The organism is Bacillus sp. FDAARGOS_1420, from assembly GCF_019344915.1.
GTDB lineage: Bacteria > Bacillota > Bacilli > Bacillales > Bacillaceae_G > Bacillus_A > Bacillus_A mycoides.
Window position 1 is genome coordinate 2,528,824 of sequence record NZ_JAHWJB010000002.1, and the last position, 26,030, is coordinate 2,554,853.

26 protein-coding genes and 2 pseudogenes are annotated in these 26,030 nt (G+C 33.8%); 12 read left to right on the forward strand and 16 right to left on the reverse strand.

The window, feature by feature from the left end; all coding sequences use genetic code 11:
• Positions 1 to 98: 98 nt before the first annotated feature.
• Together I6L50_RS23200 and I6L50_RS23205 are read right to left on the reverse strand one after the other, a co-directional pair.
• Positions 99 to 1,262: an agmatine deiminase family protein gene (locus I6L50_RS23200; protein WP_219303249.1), complete on the reverse strand. Its 1,164-nt coding sequence runs from the start codon at positions 1,260 to 1,262 to the stop codon at positions 99 to 101.
• Between the two features lie 300 nt (positions 1,263 to 1,562).
• Positions 1,563 to 2,690 (reverse strand): serine hydrolase domain-containing protein, encoded by a 1,128-nt coding sequence (locus tag I6L50_RS23205; protein WP_219303250.1) that lies wholly within the window; start codon positions 2,688 to 2,690, stop codon positions 1,563 to 1,565.
• A gap of 261 nt (positions 2,691 to 2,951) precedes the next feature.
• On the opposite strand from I6L50_RS23205, the gene I6L50_RS23210 reads away from it, so the two are divergent.
• The gene (locus I6L50_RS23210; protein WP_098168573.1) at positions 2,952 to 3,179 is read left to right on the forward strand and encodes a hypothetical protein; all 228 of its coding nucleotides are present in this window, start codon (positions 2,952 to 2,954) and stop codon (positions 3,177 to 3,179) included.
• Positions 3,180 to 3,273: 94 nt separating this feature from the next.
• On the opposite strand, the gene I6L50_RS23215 is transcribed toward I6L50_RS23210, so the two are convergent.
• Complete coding sequence (locus tag I6L50_RS23215; RefSeq protein ID WP_219303251.1) at positions 3,274 to 4,500, reverse strand: MFS transporter; 1,227 nt, start codon at positions 4,498 to 4,500, stop codon at positions 3,274 to 3,276.
• 112 nt (positions 4,501 to 4,612) lie between these two features.
• Between I6L50_RS23215 and I6L50_RS23220 the strand changes: the two genes are divergently transcribed.
• The 3 genes and pseudogenes from I6L50_RS23220 to I6L50_RS23230 form a co-directional block, all read left to right on the forward strand.
• On the forward strand, positions 4,613 to 5,464 hold the full coding sequence (locus I6L50_RS23220; RefSeq protein WP_219303252.1) for a LysR family transcriptional regulator: 852 nt from the start codon (positions 4,613 to 4,615) through the stop codon (positions 5,462 to 5,464).
• A complete protein-coding gene (locus I6L50_RS23225; RefSeq protein WP_219303253.1) occupies positions 5,457 to 5,969 on the forward strand; it encodes a DUF3916 domain-containing protein in 513 nt (170 codons plus the stop codon). Before I6L50_RS23220 ends, I6L50_RS23225 begins: the two co-directional genes overlap by 8 nt.
• Before the next feature lie 59 nt (positions 5,970 to 6,028).
• Positions 6,029 to 6,334, forward strand: a pseudogene (locus tag I6L50_RS23230) (YdcF family protein); the annotation flags it as partial.
• 55 nt (positions 6,335 to 6,389) lie between these two features.
• Here the strand turns inward: I6L50_RS23230 and I6L50_RS23235 are convergent.
• The 5 genes from I6L50_RS23235 to I6L50_RS23255 form a co-directional block, all read right to left on the reverse strand.
• Positions 6,390 to 6,749 (reverse strand): hypothetical protein, encoded by a 360-nt coding sequence (locus tag I6L50_RS23235; RefSeq protein ID WP_078178925.1) that lies wholly within the window; start codon positions 6,747 to 6,749, stop codon positions 6,390 to 6,392.
• 87 nt (positions 6,750 to 6,836) lie between these two features.
• Positions 6,837 to 7,433: a hypothetical protein gene (locus I6L50_RS23240; RefSeq protein ID WP_219303254.1), complete on the reverse strand. Its 597-nt coding sequence runs from the start codon at positions 7,431 to 7,433 to the stop codon at positions 6,837 to 6,839.
• The gene (gene helD, locus I6L50_RS23245; protein ID WP_219303255.1) at positions 7,433 to 9,754 is read right to left on the reverse strand and encodes an RNA polymerase recycling motor HelD; all 2,322 of its coding nucleotides are present in this window, start codon (positions 9,752 to 9,754) and stop codon (positions 7,433 to 7,435) included. The genes I6L50_RS23240 and helD overlap by 1 nt, the downstream gene beginning before the upstream one ends.
• A 58-nt stretch (positions 9,755 to 9,812) precedes the next feature.
• A complete protein-coding gene (locus tag I6L50_RS23250) occupies positions 9,813 to 10,397 on the reverse strand; it encodes a TetR/AcrR family transcriptional regulator (RefSeq protein ID WP_002087686.1) in 585 nt (194 codons plus the stop codon).
• Between the two features lie 213 nt (positions 10,398 to 10,610).
• Complete coding sequence (locus tag I6L50_RS23255) at positions 10,611 to 12,227, reverse strand: FAD-dependent oxidoreductase (protein ID WP_219303256.1); 1,617 nt, start codon at positions 12,225 to 12,227, stop codon at positions 10,611 to 10,613.
• Positions 12,228 to 12,785: 558 nt separating this feature from the next.
• On the opposite strand from I6L50_RS23255, the gene I6L50_RS23260 reads away from it, so the two are divergent.
• The 5 genes and pseudogenes from I6L50_RS23260 to I6L50_RS23280 all read left to right on the forward strand — a co-directional run bounded on the left by I6L50_RS23260 (position 12,786) and on the right by I6L50_RS23280 (position 17,346).
• The gene (locus tag I6L50_RS23260; protein WP_002033417.1) at positions 12,786 to 13,130 is read left to right on the forward strand and encodes an ArsR/SmtB family transcription factor; all 345 of its coding nucleotides are present in this window, start codon (positions 12,786 to 12,788) and stop codon (positions 13,128 to 13,130) included.
• An 18-nt stretch (positions 13,131 to 13,148) separates the two neighbouring features.
• Positions 13,149 to 14,147, forward strand: coding sequence for an NADP-dependent oxidoreductase (locus I6L50_RS23265; RefSeq protein ID WP_219303257.1), 999 nt, complete (start codon positions 13,149 to 13,151; stop codon positions 14,145 to 14,147).
• A gap of 177 nt (positions 14,148 to 14,324) precedes the next feature.
• Positions 14,325 to 15,791 carry a protein adenylyltransferase SelO gene (locus I6L50_RS23270; protein WP_219303258.1) on the forward strand — a complete coding sequence of 489 codons (1,467 nt, stop codon included), beginning with the start codon at positions 14,325 to 14,327 and terminating at the stop codon, positions 15,789 to 15,791.
• A gap of 276 nt (positions 15,792 to 16,067) precedes the next feature.
• Positions 16,068 to 17,161, forward strand: a pseudogene (locus I6L50_RS23275) (response regulator aspartate phosphatase).
• Positions 17,158 to 17,346, forward strand: coding sequence for a Phr family secreted Rap phosphatase inhibitor (locus I6L50_RS23280; protein ID WP_193663173.1), 189 nt, complete (start codon positions 17,158 to 17,160; stop codon positions 17,344 to 17,346). The pseudogene I6L50_RS23275 and the gene I6L50_RS23280 overlap by 4 nt, the downstream one beginning before the upstream one ends.
• 46 nt (positions 17,347 to 17,392) lie before the next feature.
• Here I6L50_RS23280 and I6L50_RS35715 read toward each other — a convergent pair whose 3' ends face one another.
• From I6L50_RS35715 to I6L50_RS23300, 5 genes are all read right to left on the reverse strand, one after another.
• Positions 17,393 to 17,602 (reverse strand): hypothetical protein, encoded by a 210-nt coding sequence (locus I6L50_RS35715; protein ID WP_307897085.1) that lies wholly within the window; start codon positions 17,600 to 17,602, stop codon positions 17,393 to 17,395.
• 355 nt (positions 17,603 to 17,957) lie between these two features.
• Complete coding sequence (locus I6L50_RS23285) at positions 17,958 to 18,563, reverse strand: FMN-binding negative transcriptional regulator (protein ID WP_219303259.1); 606 nt, start codon at positions 18,561 to 18,563, stop codon at positions 17,958 to 17,960.
• Positions 18,564 to 18,750: 187 nt separating this feature from the next.
• A complete protein-coding gene (locus tag I6L50_RS23290) occupies positions 18,751 to 19,287 on the reverse strand; it encodes a GrpB family protein (protein WP_219303260.1) in 537 nt (178 codons plus the stop codon).
• A 24-nt stretch (positions 19,288 to 19,311) separates the two neighbouring features.
• The gene (locus tag I6L50_RS23295) at positions 19,312 to 19,659 is read right to left on the reverse strand and encodes a DUF4260 domain-containing protein (RefSeq protein WP_219303261.1); all 348 of its coding nucleotides are present in this window, start codon (positions 19,657 to 19,659) and stop codon (positions 19,312 to 19,314) included.
• Positions 19,660 to 19,665: 6 nt separating this feature from the next.
• Entirely contained in the window at positions 19,666 to 21,057 is a 1,392-nt protein-coding gene (locus tag I6L50_RS23300) for an FAD-binding oxidoreductase (protein WP_219303262.1), read from the reverse strand.
• Between the two features lie 348 nt (positions 21,058 to 21,405).
• Between I6L50_RS23300 and gmtX the strand changes: the two genes are divergently transcribed.
• Positions 21,406 to 21,966 (forward strand): gamma-mobile-trio protein GmtX, encoded by a 561-nt coding sequence (gene gmtX / locus I6L50_RS23305; RefSeq protein ID WP_257475411.1) that lies wholly within the window; start codon positions 21,406 to 21,408, stop codon positions 21,964 to 21,966.
• 311 nt (positions 21,967 to 22,277) lie between these two features.
• On the opposite strand, the gene I6L50_RS23310 is transcribed toward gmtX, so the two are convergent.
• Positions 22,278 to 23,222 (reverse strand): acetyl-CoA carboxylase carboxyltransferase subunit alpha, encoded by a 945-nt coding sequence (locus tag I6L50_RS23310; protein WP_000050726.1) that lies wholly within the window; start codon positions 23,220 to 23,222, stop codon positions 22,278 to 22,280.
• Between the two features lie 32 nt (positions 23,223 to 23,254).
• A complete protein-coding gene (locus I6L50_RS23315) occupies positions 23,255 to 23,701 on the reverse strand; it encodes a MarR family winged helix-turn-helix transcriptional regulator (protein WP_000817662.1) in 447 nt (148 codons plus the stop codon).
• Between the two features lie 408 nt (positions 23,702 to 24,109).
• Here I6L50_RS23315 and I6L50_RS23320 point away from each other — a divergent pair, with 408 nt between their 5' ends.
• Entirely contained in the window at positions 24,110 to 24,556 is a 447-nt protein-coding gene (locus tag I6L50_RS23320; RefSeq protein ID WP_219303263.1) for a GNAT family N-acetyltransferase, read from the forward strand.
• Between the two features lie 314 nt (positions 24,557 to 24,870).
• Here I6L50_RS23320 and I6L50_RS23325 read toward each other — a convergent pair whose 3' ends face one another.
• On the reverse strand, positions 24,871 to 25,269 hold the full coding sequence (locus I6L50_RS23325; RefSeq protein WP_002033617.1) for a DUF2871 family protein: 399 nt from the start codon (positions 25,267 to 25,269) through the stop codon (positions 24,871 to 24,873).
• 255 nt (positions 25,270 to 25,524) lie between these two features.
• On the opposite strand from I6L50_RS23325, the gene I6L50_RS23330 reads away from it, so the two are divergent.
• A complete protein-coding gene (locus I6L50_RS23330) occupies positions 25,525 to 26,028 on the forward strand; it encodes a GNAT family N-acetyltransferase (RefSeq protein WP_002142650.1) in 504 nt (167 codons plus the stop codon).
• The last annotated feature ends 2 nt before the right edge of the window (positions 26,029 to 26,030 follow it).

Here is a 26,030-nt window from a genome sequence, read left to right on the forward strand (position 1 = left end):
ATTTCATTCTTGTTACAGATGTTAAAACAAGACAAAATAAGTAAAGATAGCATTTCACCTATTTTGTCTATAAAGCAACATAACGAAACTATAATCGATTACTTCAATTGAATCGGTTGTTGCTGTGTCACACAATGGATCATTCCGCCATTTTTATAAAGCTCTCTCACATCAATTCCCACTACTTTACGATCCGGGTATAATTTCTGAATCGTATCGTTTGCGATTTTGTCATTTGGATCATTATAGTTAGGCACCAATATAACTGTATTCCCAACATAATAATTGATATACGACCCCTTATAATCTAGAGTTTTTCCACCTTCTAAAGTAACTTTATCTTTACTAAGCGGTAAGTATTCGTACTTATATTTCTGTCCTGAAGCATTTTTTGCATCTAACAATTTATCCATATCTTTGTTTGACAAGCCCCATTCAGCCAAGTCATCTTCTGCCATCGTTACGATTGTAGATTTATCATGGAATTTAGCAAATCCATCAATATGAAAATCAGTAATATCTAAATTAGGCACTCCATCTAACCAAATAAAGTTTGTCACCCCAAGGTCACTTATATATTTTTCAATTTCCGCTTCTGATAAATCAGGATTTCTATTTTTATTCGTTACTGCGCTTCGAGTTAATAAAGCAGTCCCATTGCTGTCTAATTCAATTGCGCCACCTTCAAGGACAAATTTCCCCCAATCAATTCTTTCAATCCCTAATTGTTTACTAACATTCTCACGTATACGGGCATCATTTTTATATGGAGTTTTCTTTCCCCAACCATTAAATGCTGGATCTAATATTTTCAGATTTTTATTATTGTCATAAACAAAAATCGGTCCACTATCTCTTGCCCACACATCATCAGTAGGAGCGATAAAGAAATCAACTTTATCCATATTCAGCCCTTTATCTATTAAAAGCTTATTGATTCGCTCTTTCTCTTCCTCATCATATGCAACAATGTGGACTTTTTCACCCTCAGTTAAAGCACTTGCCATCTTAATCCAAATAGGTTCAACTTCTTGTTTATACTCTTGACCATATGTGTATTCATGAGGCCATTGTAGCCATGTACCTTCATGTTTATCTTTTTCATCCGGCATCGTATATTTTCCAGCGTTTTTCTGTACCTCTACTTTTTTATCCTCTTTCTCTTTCCCTTTGGCATTTTCATTATTCCCTTCAAAAGAACATCCACTAATAATCGTTGTAGATAATATAGCTATTAAACAAAAATTTACTATTTTTTTCATTTTTCAACCTCCTGTTCATGTCTACAATACTGTAAGGCTTAACATAGTGTGAAGCTCAAGCTTTTTCATCAATGTAAAAATTACCAATTATTCTTCCGCATGATAATCACATAATTTCAATACAAATAGATGACATTCACAAAGTATATTTCCTATATTTAACATTAATATCATTTGACTTCCTTCATAAATTTATTCTAGTACTAATCCACTCTCATACCTGCTTGTTCACTAAATAAAACATTATTAAATAAAAAAATCGGTATTGATAATTACATATCAATACCGATTTTAAAATAATTATTTTCCTTCTATTAAATCATTCGCTAATTTCCTAAACTCTTGATTAAATGTATCATTCATACCATTTTGTACGTTAGAGAATAATATTACAAACGTTCTTTTATCCCAGTTAAAATTATTAAAAGTGTTCCAGCCAGCTAATACACCGTGGTTATGATAATAATCTGGGTAAATATAGAAGCTAAATCCATATTTTCTCGCAGGTGATACTGTAAACATATCTGATAAGCTTTGTTTAGAAATCAGCTTTCCATCCATAATAGCCTCATCTAATCTTTTCATATCTTCAACGGTCGTATACATTTCACCACAACCATACAGCCAGTTCATTTTTAAGCGGGGTGTAGCTATTAACTCATTATCTTTTTTCGTGTAACCTTCTGCTAAGAAAATATCTTCAGGGAGAGTTGCACCCATACCAGATTCATTCATTTCAACAGGAGTAAAAATGTTTTCTTTCACATATTCAGCAAGCGGTTTATTCGATATCTTTTCTACAATATACGCAAGTACCATATAATTATAATCTGTATATTTCCATCCTGTCCCTGCAGGAAATTGCAACTTTTGCGCTCCAATCCACGTTACTAACTTTAAACGTGATGCCGCATCAACACTACCTTGTCCCTGATCTGGTAACCCGGACGTATGTGTTAACAAATTTCGTAACGTAATGTTTTTATCTGCTGGAAACGATGGAATATACTTATTTACATTGTCTTCAATATTCAATTTCCCTTTTTCTCTTAGCTGTAATATAGATATTGCAACTACTGTTTTCGTTATGGAACCGATGCGATATTTTGTTCTTGGCGTTGTAAAAACTTTATCTTTTACATTCGCATACCCGTAGCCTTTTCGTAAAACCACATTATTTTTATCCGTTACGAGAACCGTCCCGTTAAATCCTTTATCTTTTAAATATTGATCGAGTTTCGTTGCTGCAATATCATAACGTTTTTGCTGATTCGCATCAACTTTCGGTTGAACATTTCCAACTTTATCCTCAAAATTTGAAAATGCCTTCAAACTGTATTTCTTTTCTTTATTTGCATGTATGAGTGCAGCGACACTCCCACAAAAAATAGCAAAAACAAAGAAAGCAATTAACCATTTCTTAAACATATGGGAACCCTCTTTTATCTAGTTTCACTTTATACTTTTCCATTCTATTCTATATCTTTTAGTTTTTAAATATCTTATAATCTATCTACTCTATTATTCCTCATAGTAAACTAGATTCCTTTTTCTAACGTTCAAATTTTAACTACTCTCTATTGTAGTTCTTTTTTACAAAATTTCCACCTTACAATCGGATACATCCAACTTTAATTTTAATTTTTTATGTAACATTCGTTACACATTAACAAGAATGGAGGCGTTAATTTGAAAAAGACCGATAAGCGCAATCGTTTAGATGATATGATGTTTCATTATCGAGTAACAAAAAACAATATAGTTTCAATTGAATATTACGGAAAATGGATTATTATTTTAAAAGGAAATGATGCTGAAAAATTTTTAAACAAAATAAATCGGGCAAGTAACGAAAAAGAAAAACAGCTTATTATGGCCAAAATTACAGGTAATTTCAAAAGAGGAAATGAGCGTTAATGAAAACGAATCTCATTTATAACTTGATTATACAACATATAAAAAAAGAAATGTCACTCCCACGACATTTCTTTAGATTTTCTTCATAAAAGATTTACATTTTTAATATTCGTTTACTTTTACATAAACTCACTGCTGAAACGCTTAGTAATGCAGCTATCCCCATCCATGCATATGTGTAGCCTTTTCCATCTACTATATAACCAAACAAAGCAGGTGCAAAGATAATAGCAATTTGATTAAGCGTAAGCGCAAAACTCACTGTTACGCCTACCGATTCCTCACTTGCAGACTCAGCAACTTCGACCATAAAAAGACTAAACCAACCAATTGCAAAAAAACCTAACAGTCCGCTTGCCACAAATAATGCCCCAAGTCTCATTGTATGTATACTCATCACAACAACTAAAATTAAGCAAAAAGAAATACATGCACATATAAACAACGGTGTACGACGATTCCCTTTGTAATATGTATCACTTATTGTAGCTAATATAATTCGGCCTATCATTCCTGCAACTAGCATAACTGAAAATGCTTTCCCTGCTACAATAGGTGTTATCGATTTTTCAATGACTAAAAATTTTATAAAATGTCCGACTAATATCATTTGTAAAGAAATCATGCAAATACCTGTAATAAAAATTGGATACAGCTCTTTTTTACATATTACCTTTTTTAACTGCATCCAAAAAGAAATACTTACATTTTCTTGGCTCGTGTGTTCTCGTACGTACGATTCCTTATAAAATATGAAAAACAATAACCCGCCTACTATACATATAGTTGCAATAACATTTATCGTATAAGCTAAACTAAATTTAATTGTAAGCAAAGGGATTATTACTCCTGCTAATGCCCCGCCAATAGGTATACCCGCTTGCCTTATTCCCATAGCTAATCCGCGTGTTTCTTTCGGAAACCATTTCAAGATTACTTTACTTCCACCTGGCTGGGATACACTATAAAAGGTCCCTATTAAAAGAAGAACAAATAATAACCCAATAAATCCCCTTGCCGTATGAGCAAGTAACAGCGCCCCGCCAAGTAATACAGCACTCGCTCCAATTAATATTCTTTCATTATATCGATCAAGTAACCTTCCGGCAAAAAGCATACAAAACAGCGGACCAATATTTACAGCACTTATTAACAACCCAACCTGCATATTCGAAAGTGCATATTTCTGTTTCCAAAATAAAGCGAGTACCCCTACTCCATATGTTATAAGTGTTGCACTTGCCTGTGCTACCGTTGCCAAAGTTAACATGATCCATTTATTAGAACTACTGTACTTTTCAATTTTTTCTTCACTTATCAACGTTATCTCCCCCATATACCTTTCATTGTATGAAGGTTCTGATATCATGTAAAATAAGTGTTATTAATAGAATCCATCAAAAAAATTGATACCTTTTTCGGGGTGATAATAAATGGACATTAAAGATTTAACGGTTTTTTTCGAAGTTGCGAAAGAAGGAAATATATCTCATGCCGCTAAAAACTTAAACTATGTACAATCAGGTGTAACGATGCGTATAAAACAACTAGAAAATGAATTAGGCGTACCACTATTTTATCGAAACGGAAAAGGTGTTACTTTAACTTCTAACGGAGAAATTTTATTAACATATGCAAAACAAATCATCCACTTAATGGATCAATCCATTAAAGCTGTTCAAAGTAGCGGAACCCATCCGAAAGGCACATTAAAAATCGGGTGCACAGAATCTACAACAGCCGTTCGTCTCACACCTATATTAACGACCTATTATGAAAAGTATCCAGAAGTCGAATTTATTTTAGAAACAAATACGACCGAACGGTTAACTCAACTCGTCTTAGACCGTCAACTGGATGGAGCATTCATCGCTGGAAATATTCAGCATGTTGAACTTCATACACTTTTATTTCGAGAAGAAGAACTCGTTCTCATTAGTAAGACTCCTCTATCTTCCTTTAAAACAATAGGAGAACTGAATTTACTCGCTTTTAGTCAAGGATGTTATTACAGAAAACTATTAGAAAACTGGCTTCAAGAAGAAGGGGTTTCACCTAAAAGAATACTAGAGTTCGGAACAATTGAAGCAATACTTGCATGTGTAAAATCAGGTATGGGCGCGGCTATTATGATGAAATCCATTATTCCAGATTATGAACATGGTGTATCTTTAAATACATTACCAAATCACTTTAAAAAGGTTCCTACTACCTTTATTACTCGAAAAGACATTTTTCACTCAGCTGCCTTGCAAAAATTTATGGAGATGATCAACAATGCGTGAACAGAAAATACGTGGTATGAAACGAAGAACACAAACTCTTATAAAAAGAATTGAAGACTCTACTAAAGCATTTCCGTCTACTTTCTATAACGATGAATACTGGCATATGCCTTTACCAGGCTCTCAAGCTTTTATCGATTCTAGTACAACACCTAGGAAAGTAAAGCGATTGTGCATTCAAGCCCTGTTAAATCAAGCGAATCAATTAATGACAATGAAACCGAACGATACAAATACATATCGAGTCGTTGTTATGATCAAAATAGCAAGCTTATGGAACTCACAAATCATCATATTTAAAAACGATGACTACTTTCAAAATTTTTTCAATAGAGATAACGAATTTCAAAAATGGATTCCCCTCTCCAATGCTTCCGACTTCGGGCATGAATGGAAAATATCAATTTCTAACAGTGTCCAAACATTGTATTTCCAAGAGATAATCAATGATGAAGATGGATTTTATGATGAAGGAGAACTTTTGTTTATAGGAGAGTTATCATAAAAGGGGAACTGTCAAATGAAAAACTTCCCTTTTTCTACTAAACAAAATCGCTATATAATGATTTTACAACAATTAATAGTTTACTATTTGTATGTAAAAGCTTAGGAGCAGGCCGGCAATATAGAGTATTAAAAAAACATTTACCAAAACATATAACTTGTATTCCATATACATTTGATACAAGTTTTGATGGTGATTTTATAATTAATAGATATAATTGGATGGAAAATGAGAAAAGTCGCTCTATGATTTTCGGTGAATACTTGAGAAATGTTTGCTACGGCCGAAAAGGTGGAATTGAACCTCCTGAGAAAGAGATTGAAGGGTTAGAAAAATACGTATCATATTACCAACATCTTGCATAATATTTTTTCAACATATAAAATATCGGGAAGCCAATATAAAGGCTCCCCGAACATTCTAATGATGCATAAATAACACTAAAATTACTTTTCCTTTTTCATTTTCCCATATTTCAACAAAGAAGAGATATTCATCTGGGAAATCTTCTAAAGATACTGGTTCATCAGTAAGACAAATATTATTGTGATATTTTGTATCCCATTCGGCTCTCACATCATCTATTGATTCACGCTCTAAATTACTTTTTCGATCGTCAAAATAATTAGATATAAACACTTCTTCTATTCCACCGTTATAAATCATTTGTTTCAGTTCTGCCAACGTAGGATTATTAGAATATATTTTATTTGAGACTACGATGTCATTGTTGTATAACCGCTTACTCTCATTGTCTATAAAATAACCTTTTCTTCTCATAACGCTCAGCCCTTTATGTTTATTTTATTATACAGATAAGGCATAACTAGCGATATATTATCATAGACGCCTACCATTGTACACATATTAAGCCAACGCAGCTGGCGGCAATAATTGCGGTCCTTTCCCGATGCGCGCCAATACCCAATCATCGTAATACCACATTTCTGTTTGGCGACGACTCATCATATAATCCCAGCGCACTTCTCGCTCAAATTCAATGATTTGTCCGTCACCACCAATTGTCACCCAGTTAAAACTTCCGTTATTATGCATCATCTTTATCCATAGTACAGGAAACTCCACAGTTTGTCCCCCGTCAACATAATGTCTAGTTTGTTTTTCTATACGAAGTAAAGTTAGGCCCTTTGCATATTGTCGATCAACCTTTTCCATTACATCCATCGCTATTTTCTCTGCCTCATCCTTATGAGGTAGTTTATTAGCGTATACTGGCATCATATTCGTGTAGCTTAAAAGATACTTACTCTTTTGAGAAGTAATAGTTGTAATATGAGAGCCACCATAATTCAGTGGTTCTTCTGCTTGATAACGATGTATTTCAACATTTACACCATCACGTAGTTCTTCATGCTCATGCACTAATTTTACATACTTCGGAATTGGTAATAACATTGAAACTTCCTTACTACAGTTTTGAAAAGCATTTAATTGATTAGCCATTAAGCATCTCTCCCTTTACTCGTTTCGTTTTGAAATAATTCTTTCGGTACTTTCGAAAGAATTGCCATAATCTCTCCAGCATAATATACATATAATTCATGCATCGCTCGTGTACATGCTACATAAAATAAATTCCGTTCAGATTCTTTACTGTAAATATCACTTGAAGCATCAAATACAATAACAGCGTCGAACTCTATCCCTTTTGCTAAATAAGCAGGAATAATAACAACGCCATTCTCATAAGTCGTATTTTCTTTCTGCACAAAATGGTAGTCTAATTTATCCCCTATTAACTCCATAGCCTTCATACATTCTTCATTTGTTTTACAAATGATCGCAATTGATTTATGACCTTTCTCTTGCAAATCTCTTGCTTTATCAATGATACTTTCCACACGCTCTTGTTCATCATTCACTTTTATACATAACGGCTTCTTACCATCCCGATTAAAAGCTTCGATTTCTTTCCCGTTCGGAATGATATGTTTTGTAAGTTCAATAATAGGTTTTGCTGAGCGATAACTACGATTTAACTGAATGGTTTCTACTTTGCTATTTGCAAACAACGTTGAAATTATATTTGTTCCTCTATTACTAGCATGAGCGAAAATGTTTTGATTTACATCACCGAGCAACGTCCACTTTACCTTCGGAAACAGTCGTTTCATAAACGCTAATTGAAATGGTGTATAATCTTGTACTTCATCAACAAATACAAATTTCACAAGATGGTTCGTTTTAAAACCTTCTATTAATTCTTTTAAAAATAAATAAGGAGCTACATCTTCATATGCTAACCGCTTTTCCTCTAAACACTTTACTGTTTGCTTACATATTTCTTCCCAACCATCCGGTGCGAAAACATCTTTCTGGATCGTTTCAAAGAACTGCTGAAATATTGCAGAATGATTTACAAAAGCTAAAGATTTCACCTTTCTTCGCACCGAACGGAAATGCTTTCTCACTACATATTTCGTTAACACTTCATGCTCTTTCTCGTAATAATCAAATTGATTATCCTTCTCTAACTTTTCATACAAACGATTATAATCTTCTTTATTTAAATATTGAATTTCCCGCTCTACCCATTCTTTTTTCGCTTCTTTCTTTTCAAAGCTATTTAATTTTTTACTAATCCATTCCGTTACAAGTTGCATTCGATTCGGTATTGAAATGGCTGTGTTTAGGGAATAAAAATAATCATATATTGCATTTGCATGTATGATTATTTCCCCTTTAAATGTTACATCATGAAATTGCATCCCTTTTTCACCAAGGTTTCTCGCATACTTTTCAATCAGCCCCATAAATTCAATTGATGATTTATATTGAATTCCTTTTAGCCTCGTTTCATACACGTTTTCCTGTTCTTTCGTTAACATGTATTCTAACTGCGAAAAAGGATCTTCTACAGTAAAACTTTTCCCAATCATATGTTCCATGTATGCTTGGATAGTTGTTTGTTGCATATTCTCCTCACCAAGCTCTGGTAAGACGTTAGCAATATAGCTATTGAACAACTCATTCGGAGAAAATAGCAAAATTTGATCCGCGTTTACTGTCCCGCGGTAACGATATAATAAATACGCAACCCGTTGCAGAGCTGCTGAAGTTTTCCCACTTCCAGCCGTCCCTTGCACAATTAGTACATCACTTTTATCGTTTCGAATAATTTTGTTCTGTTCCTTTTGAATTGTCGCTACAATACTTTTCATTTGTTCACTTGCATTTCTTCCTAACGCTTCTTGAAGGAGTTCATCCCCTATCGTTACACCTGTATCGAACATACTTTGAATGTTACCATTTCGGATAATATATTGACGTTTCAAAAGTAAGTCACCTGATATTGTCCCCATTGGCGCTATATACTTTGCACTTCCTAAAGAATAATCGTAATAAAGACTAGAAATAGGTGCGCGCCAATCATATACTAAAAATTCATCTGTCTCTTTATCATAAAAAGAGCCGATACCAATATAGATCTCATCAGTATCCACCTCTTGTTCTTCTTTAAAATCAATTCTTCCAAAGTACGGTGTATCTTTTATTTTCGTTAAAAGATTATATTCATTTTTCGCATGTCGATGGGTATGCTCCCTTTCCGAAAGAATCTCGGCCTCTTGCCTAATACTAGCCGCCGTTTCAACCGCCTCTTTAATATTATCTATATTTACTTTTACATCTTCCCAAAAGTTTTTTCTTATATTTACAATTTCAGACTTCACCGAACCAACTCGGCTGTCCAGCTCATTCAGTTCCTCGTCTACTTTTTCAATGACTACATTTACACGTTGTTGTTCTTCTTTATAATGACTCATATAATCTCCCCTTCTCATTACGTTTCCTGATTGAAAGCCTTATATGATACGAAGTTCTTTACTTTTGAAAAATACCACGCGCAACAATTTCCCATGACTTTTGAAATTCTTCGTTTATCTTCTCTTCTTTCCATCGCTCAGAAAAAGCAGGGTGGTAGAACGGTGAAAGGAGTCCAAAAATCGTATGCGCTAAAAATAAACTGTCTTGTTTTTCAATCTCGTTACGCTCTATCCCTTGATTTATAACCTTCTCCAGTTGTCTAACTAATCTTTCTTCGTGTTTTTGGATAACAGCATTTTTTTGCTGAACTAACGAACTATTCAATGTAAATAGCTCTTCATTTTCCAGTAACTCTTTCTGTTTAAGTTGGAACAAACATAAGAACCACTCTTGTAAAATCACTGCTGTTTCTCCGTCTTTCCCACTAATTTTCTCAAGTTGATCCGAATACTTTAATAACCATCTTTCCAAAATAGCGTCTCGAAGTGCTGCCTTACTACGAAAATAAGAGTATAAAGCTGCATGACTAACATCAAGTGATTTCGCAATACTAACGAGTGTCGTCCTACTCCATCCATATTTAATCAATTCCTTTTCCGCTGCATCCAAAACAACATTTTTCGTCAATGCCTTTTCAGTCATTTCTTTCACCATCCATTTTGTTTATATAATAAAATTATCTTCTGTTATTTCAACAACTTACATTTTTTATTATTTGTAAGTTGTAATCAAAAAAATTCATCTTTCAAGTAGGTTATAAGATTAGCACATCCGCTTACAACTTACAATATTTTATTTTTGTAAGTTGTAAGCAATAAAAACACCGCTTTTGAAATACAAGCGGTGTTTTTATATTTAATTACATAATAAACGATTCATTATCTCTTCAAGTAATATACCCGGCTTTACTATCTCATTTTCCGTACGCCATCCAATAAATCCATCTGGTCTTATTACTACCGCTCCTCCATTTTCTATCCCGTATAGTTTTCTAAAAAAGTTACCTTGATCGATAAAATCACCAGTTAAACCTACCTGATACACTTTTATCTTTACTCCTAATCCAGATGAAACAACATTTGTAGCTTCAGTCCAAGTACTAGGCTCTGCTCCAGTAAGTAACACAAAGTCGCTACCAAATAGATCAAGTATAGAAACTTCTTTTCCTTCATAAGTTCCCCAAAAATGTGGCGCACGCGTTCCCGGGCGTCCGTTCAAATCAACTATATTCATTCTATGCGATGTGTTACATTCGTCTATAATTGCTTCTGAGCAATACTGATAACCAGCAGTGACAGCTAAACTATCCATATTACTCAAATTACCTTCCTCTCTATTCGCAGCACGAAATAATATACTACTCGCATGGTCCGTCGTTAATTTTGCAACAGGATATCTCTCGTCATGATACGTTTCTAACAATTTTGGATTTGCTTTCCCTTTTATAACAGCCGCTAATTTCCAAGCTAAATTATGTGCATCTTGTATTCCTGTATTTGAACCGAATCCTCCTGTTGGCGGCATAATATGCGCCGAGTCACCAACTAAAAAGATGCGATTGTCCTGAAATTTTACCGCTGTACTTTCACTCGCTTCCCACGGCAAAACACTTACTATTTCTGGCTTAATATCCGTACTTCCAATTGCAGTTTGAATAATTTGTTTACAGCGTTCTATAGAGAAATCCTCTGGTCGCTCCCCTTTTACTGGATCATAAGCTACATGATAAATCCATTTACTTTCGTTATCGACTGGAATAAGCGCACCAATTACTTCTGGATGAAGTATCATAGTAAAACCGAATGCGTCTCCTTTAATAAATTCACTCAAATCCGCTTCAAAATATATGTTCATATAATAACCACCGATTGTACCACGGCCCTCAGTTAGAATACCTAGCTGTTCACGTATTTTACTTTTCGCTCCATCTGCTGCAATTACATAATCACAATGAATCATGCTCTCTTCTTTCGTGTCACGATTTCGAATAGTTGCTATTACTCCGTTCTCATTTTGTTCATAAGAAACCAGTTCATGATAAAAAGATAGCTCTCCGCCTAATTTTTTCGCGCACTGTAACATCATCTCTTCTAAAGTAATTTGATAACAAGCAGTTTGTTTTGATGGGCTAATCTCTTCCACTTTACGAAATGAATTTTCGTTATTTTCATACTGCGCCGCCCTTATTTGTTCCAACTCTTCATGCTTTACCTCAGCTATTGCTTGAACTGCAATTCTCCCGTGACAATTCTCTAATGCTTTACCAGCTAATCTAATTCCTTTTTCTAGACCCAGTTCTCGGAATAATTCCATTGTGCGAAATGTAATTCCACCCGCTTTCGGATGAATCGCAGTAGACAGATGCCTTTCAATAAGTACATAATCAATGTTATGTTTCGCAAGAAATAATGCAGACGATAATCCTGATAATCCCCCTCCAACAATTAAAACTGGTACATGTTTCGATTCCATACATTTTCCCTCCACATATATTCTTCTGAGCTCAGTGACATAAATATAATCAAAAAACCAACAAAAATATAGACTTATATTTCATTTTGAATTATCATATAGATAGATTACGCCCCAAATTACTTTTATCCTTTCATACATCTACAAGTCACTTAATTTGTGTGCGTATGAAAGGATAAAAAAGAAGGCCCTACTTTACTTTGAACTATTCTCTGATATAGACATCAAAAATAATAAAAACATTATAAGCGGTCGTAACCTTGTAAATTATACAAGGTTACGACCGCTTATTTTATTGTTAAATGGCTACCCTTTATCCTCGGCAGACAACGCATTGTTAAATCATTTCCTACCTTTTGAATTCATTAATTACTATAGAAAATATATATATATCCTTCTATTCCTTATAATAAATACTCCATAATTTTCAATACGTAAAAATGGATTCGTCTCGATTTTCTTTCTCAATATTGCAGCTCATACAACATTCATGTAGCATTACCGTATCGATGTAATGGTTCATCATCTTAAACCTTTCGACTAATTATTGGAGGTATAGTGATTGAAATGAATAAACAAGAACAATTAAATGTTATTAAAGAAGATTTTATTAATTGTCAAAAAGTATTAGTGGCAATTGGTGACGAAACACGTCAAGCTATTTTGTTAGTTCTAATGAAAACAGAATGTCAAACTGGATTACGTGTTGGCGAAATCACTAAACAAACACACCTTTCTCGACCAGCAGTATCACATCACCTTAAGATTTTACGAGAAGCTGGTATTATTTTAATGCGTAAAGAAGGTACAAAGAACTTTTATTATATTGACATACGTACAAAATTAGGATTATTAAAAAACCTTGTATTAGATATTGAGAAGCTACTGCAAAACTTTTATTGAACTTTGGAGGTATAAGAAATGAGAGCAATGGTGATTGATAAGTACGGGAAAGTTCCAATGCGTATGACTGAGATGCCCACCCCTGAAATAAATGAGTATGAGGTGCTCGCAGAAATTCATACAGCTAGCATTAACCCAATTGATTTTAAAATACGCGATGGAAAAGTGAAGTTGTTACTTAAATATAAAATGCCCCTTATTCTTGGTAATGACTTTTCTGGTGTCATTGTAAAAGTCGGAACAAAGGTGACTCAATTTAAAGTTGGTGATGAAATATATGCACGTCCAAGAAAAGATAAGATCGGTACTTTTGCGGAATATATAGCCATTCATGAAGATGATATAGCCTTAAAACCGAAAAATTTAACTTTTGAGGAAGCGGCGTCGATTCCTCTCGTTGGCTTAACATCATATCAAGCATTACATGACATCATGCAATTACAAAAAGGACAAAAGATTTTGATTCACGCTGGATCCGGCGGTGTTGGTACTTTCGCAATTCAGTTAGCAAAAATAATGGGTGCCACTGTTGCAACAACTGCTAGTGAAGCTGGTGAAAATTTAGTAAAGTCTCTTGGCGCAGATGAAATTATTAATTACAAAAAAGAAAAGTTTGAAGATATACTGAAAAATTATGATGCGGTATTTGATACACTTGGCGGTACAACACTTGAAAAATCATTCGATATTATAAAAAGCGAAGGGAACATTGTTTCCGTTTCAGGAATGCCGAATGCTCGCTTCGGTAAAGAATTTGGTTCAGGATTTTTCAAAACACTCTTATTTTCATTAGCAAGCAAAAAACTTACTGCACTTGAAAAAAAGCATAATGCTCAATATTCGTTTTTGTTTATGAAACCAAGCGGAGATCAATTACGTATAATTGCAAAGCATATTGAATCTGGACAAATCAAACCTATAATCGATCGCATTTTCCCTTTTGAAGATACTCAAAAAGCAATGGAATATTCAGAGTCTGGAAGAGCAAAAGGAAAGATAATTGTAAAAATCAAATAATAATAAAACTCCATTTTTTTAAAATGGAGTTTTATTATTTGCTGTTAAATAGACATAGTGCAATGAAGTCCTTACAATAGATTTCAAGGGGAAATATCATATTATACTTTTAGCTAATTTTACAAAGAATACATACGTACAAATACATAATAAAAAAATAAACAAGGAGGAGATAAAATGACTAAAAATAATGAAGCAGGTTGGAATTTAGATAATAGTTATACGACTTTACCACAATCATTTTATACAGAAATCACCCCAACTCCTGTACACTCACCGGAGTTAATTAAACTAAATAATTCTTTAGCAATATCTCTTGGCTTTACTCCTGAGGAATTTAAAAAAGAAACCGAAGTTGCCATTTTAGCTGGTAACGCAATCCCAGAAGGAGCTCATCCACTAGCTCAGGCGTATGCTGGGCACCAATTTGGTCATTTCAACATATTAGGAGATGGTCGTACCCTTTTAATTGGAGAACAAATTACTCCTTCAGGCGAACGGTTTGATATTCAATTGAAAGGTTCCGGTCCAACTCCATATTCGCGCCGTGGTGATGGCCGCGCTGCACTCGGTCCGATGCTACGTGAGTATATTATTAGTGAAGCGATGTACGCGCTTGATATTCCAACTACTCGCAGTTTAGCAGTAGTCTCAACTGGCGAACCAATCTATCGCGAAACGAAGTTACCTGGAGCTATTTTAACTAGAGTTGCAAGCAGTCATATACGCGTTGGAACATTCCAATACGCCGCAGCTCGAGGCTCAATCGAAGATCTCAAAGCTTTAGCTGATTATACGATAAAAAGACATTATCCAGAAGTTGAATCTACTGAAAATCCATATGTCGCACTACTACAAGAAGTCATTAAGAGACAAGCAAGCCTTATCGCAAAATGGCAACTCGTTGGCTTCATTCACGGCGTAATGAACACTGACAATATAACGATTAGCGGTGAAACGATTGATTACGGTCCGTGTGCCTTTATGGATAGTTATAATCAAGGAACAGTATTTAGCTCTATTGACACACAAGGCCGTTATGCATACGGAAATCAACCATATATGGCTGCATGGGACCTTGCACGATTAGCTGAATCTTTAATGCCGATTCTACACGAAGATGAAGATGAAGCACTAAAAATTGCACAAGATGAAATTTCAAAGTTTAGCGTGCAGTACGAAAACAATTGGTTCCTCAGAATGAAGAAGAAATTAGGACTATTTAGCAATGAAGAGCAAGATCAATCACTTATTGAGAAACTTTTAAAAGCAATGGAAAAATATAAAGCAGATTATACAAATACATTCCGTGCATTAACTGACACTACATTAGAAAATACACCTTTATTTGAAAGTCCTGAATTTAAAGAATGGTACGAGCTATGGCAATCTCGGTTAGAAAGACAAAAAGAATCGAAAGATGATGCATACAAATTAATGAAAAATAACAACCCAGTAATCATCCCCAGGAACCACCGAGTAGAAGAAGCACTAGAAGCAGCTGTTAAAGATGGAGACTATAGCGTAATGGAGAAACTTCTTCAAGCTTTAGCAAATCCTTATGAATATTCTCAAGAACAAGCGGATTACTGCACGCCTCCTGTGCCGTCTAATCGTCCTTATCGTACTTTTTGCGGGACGTGATTGTTTCATATGTAAAAAGGTGTGTTCATACAAATTGTTTGAACACACCTTTTTTATACATTTCCCTTCCAAATAAACAGACTGAATCACTCTTTAGCTACCCTTACTATATTCCACTCCCTCCTTCCTTAAACTAAATATCAAAACTATCTTTATTCCAATTTATTTAATAGTAAATCTACCAAACAAATATTGAGAAATATAAAACTCCATTTCTAAATATTGTTATTTTTGATAATATATTTTATAAGAATATTCAAAAAGTGAGGGGATTTTATGAACGTTCAACTACAAGGTAATGAACAAGTTACAAAACTATTTAATGATTGGTATTTAGCCATGCTAAAGCAAGATGTTTCACAGGCGAAGAATTTAAAGCATGAAATTGAGGAAAAGGAACTAAACTTTAAAGAAGACGAAAATTTAGCATTATACTATTCCTTACTAGATTTTCGCTATAAAATTTTAACAGATAGTTTAAGCATTACAAAAGATAGTTTTGAAAAAATTGATTCTTATTCTATCTCTTCTAACAATCAACTTTCTTATTATTATCATTTGTTTAAAGGAATTTATGCTACTTTAACAACAAATTATAACTTAGCATGTGAACATTATGAAGAGGCTGAGAAACTATTAGTCAATATTTCAGATAAACTAGAGGAAGCAGAATTTAATTACCGATTCGCTATCTTTAATCAACATTTTTATAAACCTATTGAAGCGATTCAATATGCTAATAAAGCTCGAGAAGTACTTATCACACATAGAGATTATGAAAAAACTGTTGCTTCATGTGACAGCGTTTTAGGTGCCTCCTGTGTACAATTAAGACAATACGAACAAGCTGAAGAACACTACAATTCAGCAATAAATGTTTTACAAAAACAAAATGAAGAATCTTTACTTTTAAGAGTACGTAATAACTTAGGTTGGCTATATGCCAATCAAAACCTATCAACGTTAGCTATTCGTCACTTATCTGAAGTAACAACAAAAATGCCAACCCATTTTAAAGCGATTTTCTTACAAGCACGAGAACATTCTAAACTTGGCGAAACAAATATTGCAGAAGAATTTATTACAAAAGGATTAAAGCTTTGTACAGAACTAAATAATGAGGAATATATACTCCACTTTAAAATTTTAAAGTCTTTAAACAATAATGATTCAACTGAAGACTTAGAAAAATTATTATTGAAGGAATTACGTATTTCGACAAAGAATCTTTATATAACTACACTCAAGAATATTCAGAGAAATTCGCCGTCAAACTTTATGATGAAAATAATCATGTAAAGGCTAGTGAATATTTTCATAAAGCGTTACAAGCAAAAGAAAAAACATTTGAGAAAGGAGCATTAAAATGATTAAAAGAATTAGTTCTGCTATTTTAGGATTATCTGTCATCGGAATTGTGTCCCTTGGAATAAATGGTTCATTTACATATCAAGCAAGTCATGCAGATTTCCCTGCACCACAAAAACCTGACTTTGTTCAATCCGTTGACGTAAGCAAAGACTACAACACAACAACAGCTGAAAAAGCACTTTAAAAAATGAAAGACCTTCAATTAAGAAGGTCTTTTTAAATGCATTTATTTAGTTAATATAATCCAATATTTTTTCATAGCCAAATGGTAATACCCATGATACTAAACAGCCTAGCATAATTGAAACACTTGATAAAAAAATAAATTTCCGAAATGATATATCATTCCTCTTGTACCCCGTAAAACAAGCTTTTATTATAACAAAAACTGTCATCATTATGATCATAGCTGAAAAAGCGGCTACTAAAAACACTTCCATTTTGTTTCCCACTATAAAATATCCTAACCTTAATTTTACCATTAAATAGGTATAATAAAGACAAACTATTTCTTAATATAGGGTTTTCAATATGCCTCCGACGGGATTCGAACCCGCACTCCTTTCGTAAGCATAGGCTAAGGGGAACACGCTTCCCTACGGAATTTCACCGACAGGAGTTTCACCTGTCTCAGCTCATTTGCTTTTCGGTGCTTCTGAAACCTTCGCCTTGCGACCCGGTTCTACACTGTTTTCCGGCGCTCTTCCCTTCTAGAGCTACGGAGGCAGTTTTTTCAAGTAAAATATATTTCTACAAAAATAGAACCATCCCTTTATTTCACATAAATTCTCTCTCTCACTCTATTTCCTTCATCAACCCTGCAATCCCCCTACTCCCCTCACTCCCAACTTTCTCAAGTTCTTCTATAACTAACCCTCGTCTCTCCACAGAATGATTTTGACTTAACTTCGCTTTTCCTTCTATTTTATTTATCTTTATTTTGAATCCAACTATTCCCCTACTTAATCCTTCCATATAATTTGGATCTACATCGTTCAGTGAGTAGGCGCTCTTTGGATTTTCATATTTATGTACTAAATCTTGAAGAGAATCTATTAATTCCTGTTCATCTTCAACAATTTCTAACTCTCCATATACATGCACCGCAACATAGTTCCACGTTGGTACAGCTTTGTTTGTTTTATACCACGACGGCGATATGTAACTGTGTGGTCCTTGGAATATTGCTAATACTTCTTGATTCTCAATATCTTTCCACTGTTCATTCGGACGTGCGAAATGGCCATGTAAAGTTAGAGTCTCCCTATTTAATAACAACGGTAAGTGCGTTGCATATGGTTCCCCGTTATGTTGAGAAAATAAAGTTGCAAAGCTATTTTGTTCAATCATTTCGTACTTCGTCTCTTCATCTTGTATAGTGAAATGTTTTGGTATGTACATAAGCTCCCTCTTTTCTTATCTTCTTATTTCCCATTATATTTACGAGATTTATTATTTGGCAGGGGCAGATTGTAATTGTTTTATAAGGTCAGTTCATATAGTAAAACCTCTTCTTCAAAAACAATAGGTGGCATTATATAATTTCTGCCACCTTAGTCTATTTTCGTATTGATACAAACTCTTCTATTCAACTATCCTTCATAGCTTTTTCTAATACATATTCAATGAATTCTGTTTTACCTAAGCTATAACTTGAGCGATTTTCCGCCGTTTCTGCTAACTCTTTCTTTAACTTCCCATATTCAATAACAACGTTTGGATTTCCACGAAGATACTCACGAAACGCTACATGTCTTCTTAACTCTTCACTATTCTTATCGCATACATATAAATGATGTTCCATCCAAATTGTATTCTTCCCGTCCCTCGGAACATATTGACCCTTTCGCCCAAAAGCCTCTCTCCCCTTAAAACTCCACTCTTCTTGATGAAAATAACCTATCTGTTCAAGTCTCTTTATTACTTTTGGAAAAACATCATAATCTTCTATTACAACATCGACATCTAATATCGGTTTAGAAGCAAGGCCTTTAACAGATGTACTCCCAACGTGCTCTATAGAAAAAATGAGTTCTCCCATTACGTTATTAATCAACGTCTGTAATTTACAAAATTCACTTTCCCATTGTGTATTATATTTCTCAACAGTAATAAATTGTTTCAATTGACCACCCTTCTCAAATCACTTTTATAACCTCTGAATATGCGTATCCTTAAAATCAGTTTCATACTTCAATCCATACCCAAGCATTCGATCCATGCCAATATGTGCTGTCCATATTAAACCAACCATTAAAATTGTATCCATCTTTAAATAGACTCCTATTAAAACAAGTAATATTGATATGATATATGTGTGAAATAGATTATATATTTGTGCACCGATACGTTTGTTAATAGAGTACGCCACCATTGCTAAATCAGGTGCAAAAAGTAATACGATAAATAATAACCAACTAAATCCACATAATGCATATATATAAATCGTAGCTAATAAGACGACCAATCCTTCAAAGTGTATAATTCGTTTCTCCAAACTTCATCATTCCTTATCTGTTAGCTTGAAAATTTTATTCGGATTTAAAATATTTTGCGGATCAAGAGCTTTCTTTATTTTCTCCATTACCAATAATGCCGCACCATGTTCTTCTTCTTGATACTTCTGCTTTCCTATTCCAACGCCATGCTCTCCTGTACAAGTTCCGCCACGCTTAAGAGCATACAGTACAATACTTTCATTTATTTCGTCCGCTTTTTTCACTTCATCTTTATCATTTGGATCAATCATTAAGAGCACGTGAAAATTCCCGTCTCCTACATGGCCAAGAATACCACCAACAAGGCCCACCTTATCTAACGTCTCTTTCGCATTTTGAATCGCGCCAGCTAACTCTGAAATTGGCACACATACATCTGTGCTCATTAGCTTTTTACCAGGATAACTATGAACGTAAGAATAAGCTAAGTTATGTCTTGCATCCCATAATTTATTTCTTGCCGCAGTTTCAGTTTCAAAAGCGACTTCTTTACATTTATGATCAAAAACAATTTCCTTCGTAAACTCGATATCTTGCGTTAGCCCTGCTTCATTTCCGTGAAACTCTAAAAACAGTGTTGGTTCTTCTCTGTAATTTGTCTCATTATAATGATTTACTTGTTTCATAGATAATTCATCAACAAGTTCTATTCTCGCAATTGGAATGCCAGCTTGCAGTATATTAATAACAGCTTCTACTGCATCATTTATAGTTGGAAACGATGCTCTCACAGCCATAACATGTTCTGGTATGCCGTATACTTTTAATGTTAGCTCTGTAAAGCATCCAAGCGTACCCTCTGATCCTACGAAAATACCATTTAAATGATAACCTGATGATGACTTCGCCGCTAAATTGCCAGTATGTATCACTTGCCCATCAGCAAGCACCACTTCTAAATCACGAACTTGATCACGCATTACGCCATACTTAACCGCTGTCGTTCCGCTCGCATTCGTAGCAACCATGCCCCCTAACGTTGCATCTGCACCTGGATCTACACTAAAAAACAAACCGTACTTTTTCAATTCTTTATTGAGCTGAGAACGAGTCACTCCTGGTTGTACTTTCACAAGAAAATCTTTCTCTCTTATTTCAAGTATTTTGTTCATTAATGAAAAATCAACTGTAATCCCCTTTTCATAAGGAATTATATGACCTTCTAAACTAGAACCTACTCCAAATGGAATGACAGGTTTTTTATGCTCACTCGCTACTTTCATTATTGCTCTAACCTCTTCCATCGTTTTTGGAAAAACAACTACATCAGGTAAACTACTATAATGGTAAGATTCATCTTTACTATGTAACTCTCTTACTGTCTTATTAACCACTACTTGCTCTTCAGGAAGTACATCCTTTAATTCATTTACTAAACGTTCAATTGTTATTTCCATTACGTACTCTCCTTTTATATTATTTACGCCACATTAATTATACCATTTTTATACAAAATAATCTGAATAGTAAGATTCCTATAATTTTATATACAAAAAAGAACTTGCAGTATTCCTTATCTAGGGTAAAATATTTATAATCAAACTACTAAAAAGGTATTACATTTTAATGATGTAGTGCCTTTTTTATTGTAGTTACATTTAAATATCTACGGTATTATATGTAATATAATAATCAAAATGTAGGTATAGGAGGATATATGATGGAAATGCATCCAGATGAACTGTTCTTAAAGTTTTACGAGAACGCTTCTACAAGGAAAAAGAAAACATTAGAACTCATAAATAATGCCTGTAAAAAAACAGTCCGAGTCTGACATAAAAGATTTTTCCATTGGCACCATAGCCAGACTGATAGCAGATGATGGCGGTCCAAGTGAACAAGCACTTAGAAACAAAAATGCCGAGGATTACAGGGTTTTGATAAGCAAGTGGGCTGAATACTATAAAACTACCACTAAAAAGCCTAAAAAAGAAAAGAGAACAACCGTAAACGATGATATCTTAGCAAGTATCTCCGAACCAACAACCAAAGCATTGGTTGGTATGCTTATGGCAGAGAATAAAAAGCTCAAAAGAGAAAACTCTCTGCTTAAGGAACAAACAACCTTTACGATTGATTTGCGTCCTATAAACGATATAAGTAAAAATAAGGATGTCGTTATAGTCGAGCCTTCTTATAATCTGACAGATACCGAAATAGATGCGCTGAGAAATGCCATATCAAACGAATTTATGAACCATCAGGGATGGACTACCGATAAATATGGCAGAGTAAAAGAAAACGGCATTCAGGTATATAAGGCAGGATATATAACTGCCATACAAAAAATTCTTAATGAAAAATAAAAAAAATACAGGGGTCACGCCACATTGCCATCAACCTAAGCTTTTGAGATACCCCCATACCGAAATTTTCACCTTTTTACAGTTATTTATGAGAATTCAGCTCATTTTTTCGTTTTGGGGAACAATCAATTTCTTAAGTTGATGGGTATGTGATAATGCTTCCATTTGAACAAATTTTCCTTTTCCATACCGATCACACATCTTTTGTAGAGTAATAGTATCAGCATATCCCAGTTTAAGAGGTTACTTACAAAATATTTAGAATTTTTTTGCGAGAATCCTCCGAAATGTAATACGGACTTTAAATATTTTCATTTATAATTCTCTATTTGTCTATACTTTTCATACCGCTGTTGTATAAGCTCTTCCGAGGATAATAGTATCAATTTTTTTAGAGATGATTCGATTACAGATTCAATCACTTTTGCCTGTGATTTTATATCATTTTGTGCTCCACCTTTAATTTCAGGAATGATTTCATCAATAATTCCTAAATGTTTTAAATCTTTTGCTGAAATTTTCATATGTTCAGCAGCTTCTGGAGCATACTTAGCGTCCTTCCATAGGATAGATGCTGCTCCTTCTGGCGAAATTACCGAGTACCATGAATACTCTAACATATGGATATGGTTACCGACACTAATGCCAAGAGCTCCACCACTTGATGCCTCTCCAATTACAATACAAACAATTGGCACTTTAAGTGTAGCCATTTCAAATAGATTTCGAGCTATCGCTTCAGAAATTCCACGTTCTTCAGACCCTTTCCCTGGATAGGCGCCTATTGTATCAATAAATGTAATAATAGGGCGATTAAATTTATCAGCTTGTTTCATAAGTCTTAGCGCTTTTCTATAACCTTCTGGATGTGCCATTCCAAAATTTCTTTCTATATTTTCCTTTGTATTTCTACCTCTTTGATGACCAATAACCGTAACGGGCATCCCTTTAAATTTTGCAATACCACCTATCATTGCTTTATCATCACCATATAATCGATCACCATGAAGTTCGAGAAAGTTTGTAAACAATAAAGGTATATAGTCCAATGTCGTGGGCCGGTTACGTAGCCTTGCAATTTGAACTCGTTGAAAAGGTGTAATATTAGAATAAATTTTATCTTGCATTTTATTTAAACGTTTTTCTAATACATGAATTTCTGGCGATAAATCTACATTATTTTCTTTCATAATTTTCTTTAATTCATCAAATTTCTCTTTTAATTCAATAATAGGACGTTCAAAATCCAAACTCATTTTACCCTCCAAATGTTATGATTTACCTCACTCTAATCAAAAGGCTTAGAAATAGAATCAATAAATAATTCAAAACCATCCACAACTATTTTTTGTTCTGATTCTGATAAATTATTGAGAATACTTTGATAAAATGTAATGGATTGCTCTCTTAAGCAATTAACAGTTATGTGACCTTTTTCTGTGAGGTGCAGAAAAAGTTCTCTTCTATTTTTTTCATTTACTTCACGATAAATAAGCCCCTTTTTTACTAACTTATCTACCAATCTACTTACAGTTGAAGTCTCTAATCTAAGTTTATTGGATAGTTGCCAAACAGTTAATTTTTCCACCTCTAGTTCCTCTAACGCCATCATTTGAGAAGTTGGTAAAGGTTTTTCAAATGGTCCATTGGGCAAATTTTGAGATTCAAAAACCCCAGTTATTATAATCATTTTCTTAATATCTGTTCTTAGTTTTAAGGCATCTTCTCTTTTCAAATAGGTCACCCTCCTACAACTAATGTATCATACATCAATTGTATTATACATGAATATGTTTTTTTCACAAGCTTAACGTAAGCCAATATTACAACATGGACGAGATATTTCTTCTTGTTAAAATGGTATAAGTGGATTGTTTTCTACAAATGGCAGAACATCAATTATGTATCAGGGGCCTTTATGGGGTACCGCTCATCGCAATCAAGCTAAGAAAATAAAACTACCCAAAAAACGAAAATTTTGTGATAACTTGTAACAAAAAACTCATAATTTTTTGGGGGAGTTCTAAATTCTTAAGTTGATGGGCATGGGGTAGCACCAACATAACGCGTATTCTGTACGTTAAGACAAATATTGTAATATTAAAGATGATATAATTGGAGAAAAAATGTGGGGGGTTCCTTAGTGGAGATAAGAAAATATAATTCTGATGACATCAAACAATTTACAGATTTAATGCCAGATTTAGGTTATCCCAGTTCATTAGATGAAATGAAAGTAAGAATGCAACGTATCGAATCCAATACAAATTACTACACCTTTGTTGCAATAAATGATAATAACTTAGTAGGGATGATAGGAATAACAATTCATACAACGTACACAAACAATGATGAAAAGATTCAAATAACATCGCTAGTTACAAAGAAAGAATATCGTGGTCAAGGTATTGCGAAAGCATTAATTAAATATGTGGAAGAATGGTCTTTGAAAAGGGGTTCTAATTTTATTTATCTTCTAAGTGGAAAAAGTGAACAGAGGATAAAGGCACACGAACTATATAAATTCCTTGGTTACGAGATAACAGGTTATAGGTTTGTAAAGCGTATGAAAAAAATAGATATTATTTAACAGTTGAGTGCAATTGTTAAATAATTAAATCCCAATTTCTTATGTATATCACTGAGAGATTGGGATTTTTTATATTGGATATCCTTAGCGTACGAAATTCGCGTTTTGTTTGTGCTACCCCTATAAGGTAGCACAAAATTTCGGTCTGGGGGGTACTATAAAATTTTAGCTTGATGGGTATGTGGTGCTACCCCATACAAATAAAAAGTTTGATTATATATAATCAAACTCAAAAACTCTAAGTATAAGGTCTGGATTTGTTTTATTATACTATTTACCCTATATTCACTTTTTCTACAAGTTCTTTTTTAAAACTATATTTTAGATGATTTTTTCAACAGAATCATAAACCAAACTAAAGTAAATGCCATCATAGAATGAGAGAACCCTACAATATAAGTTAACCCTTTAAAGTCCGCTCCATTTAGTTGAAGAAGTCCTCTCGCTGCTAGCGAACCTAACATTAAAGTTAATGCGATATTATGTAAAATAAACCAGTTATTAAATCCTTTCACTTCATGAAACGCGAATACTTTCGCTAATCCTAAAGCAATTAAAAAGAAGAAAAAGCCAAGTACTAACGTATGCGTATGCAAAAGATTTAATAAAGTAGATCCTAAAATCCCTTTATATTTTCCATACTCCCTAGCAAATATTCCTGACAATAAACCGATAATCAAATAAGTAAACGATGCATTATATAATTTCTTCATTATGTACCTCCTTAAGTAGAATGTGTAGTGCGTCATATTTAGTAATAATGATAGTTATATAGTAAAAACTCCTAGTTACCTAGGAGTCATTGTATAAGTATCTCACTCTTTACAATCAATTCTAATTATAAAATATCCTTTTATACAAAACAAACGAACTTTATGTGAACAAGCAGGGCTCTATTAAAATATGTTGCACTTTTGTATTTCGCAATCCATACTAATTGTTATAACTATTAAAGGTGGTGCAATAGATTGATAGTTCTTGAAACTGAAAGACTCACTCTTCGCTGGCTCGATGTAAAAGATGCTCCGTTTATTCTTGAATTAGTAAATGATCCTGCATGGATTCAATTTATTGGTGATAAAGGTATTAAAAACTTAGAAGATGCAAAAAAATACATCTTAAATGGACCCGTCGATATGTATAATAAAATGGGCTTTGGTCTTTACTTAGTTGAACAAAAAGAAAATCTCACACCAATTGGTATGTGCGGCCTTATTAAAAGAGATTCATTAGAAGATGTTGATATCGGCTTTGCCTTTTTAGAAAAATTCCGTTCGAAAGGATACGGCTATGAATCAGCTTCTGCTGTAATAGAATACGGTGTACAGAAGCTAAGAATGAAACGAATTGTAGCAATTACTTCTATAGATAATGCTGCTTCAGGTACGCTGTTAGAAAAAGTAGGATTGCGATTCGAAAAAATAATTTCAGACTCAGGAGAAGATCTAAAATTATTCGGGTATAACGCATAACA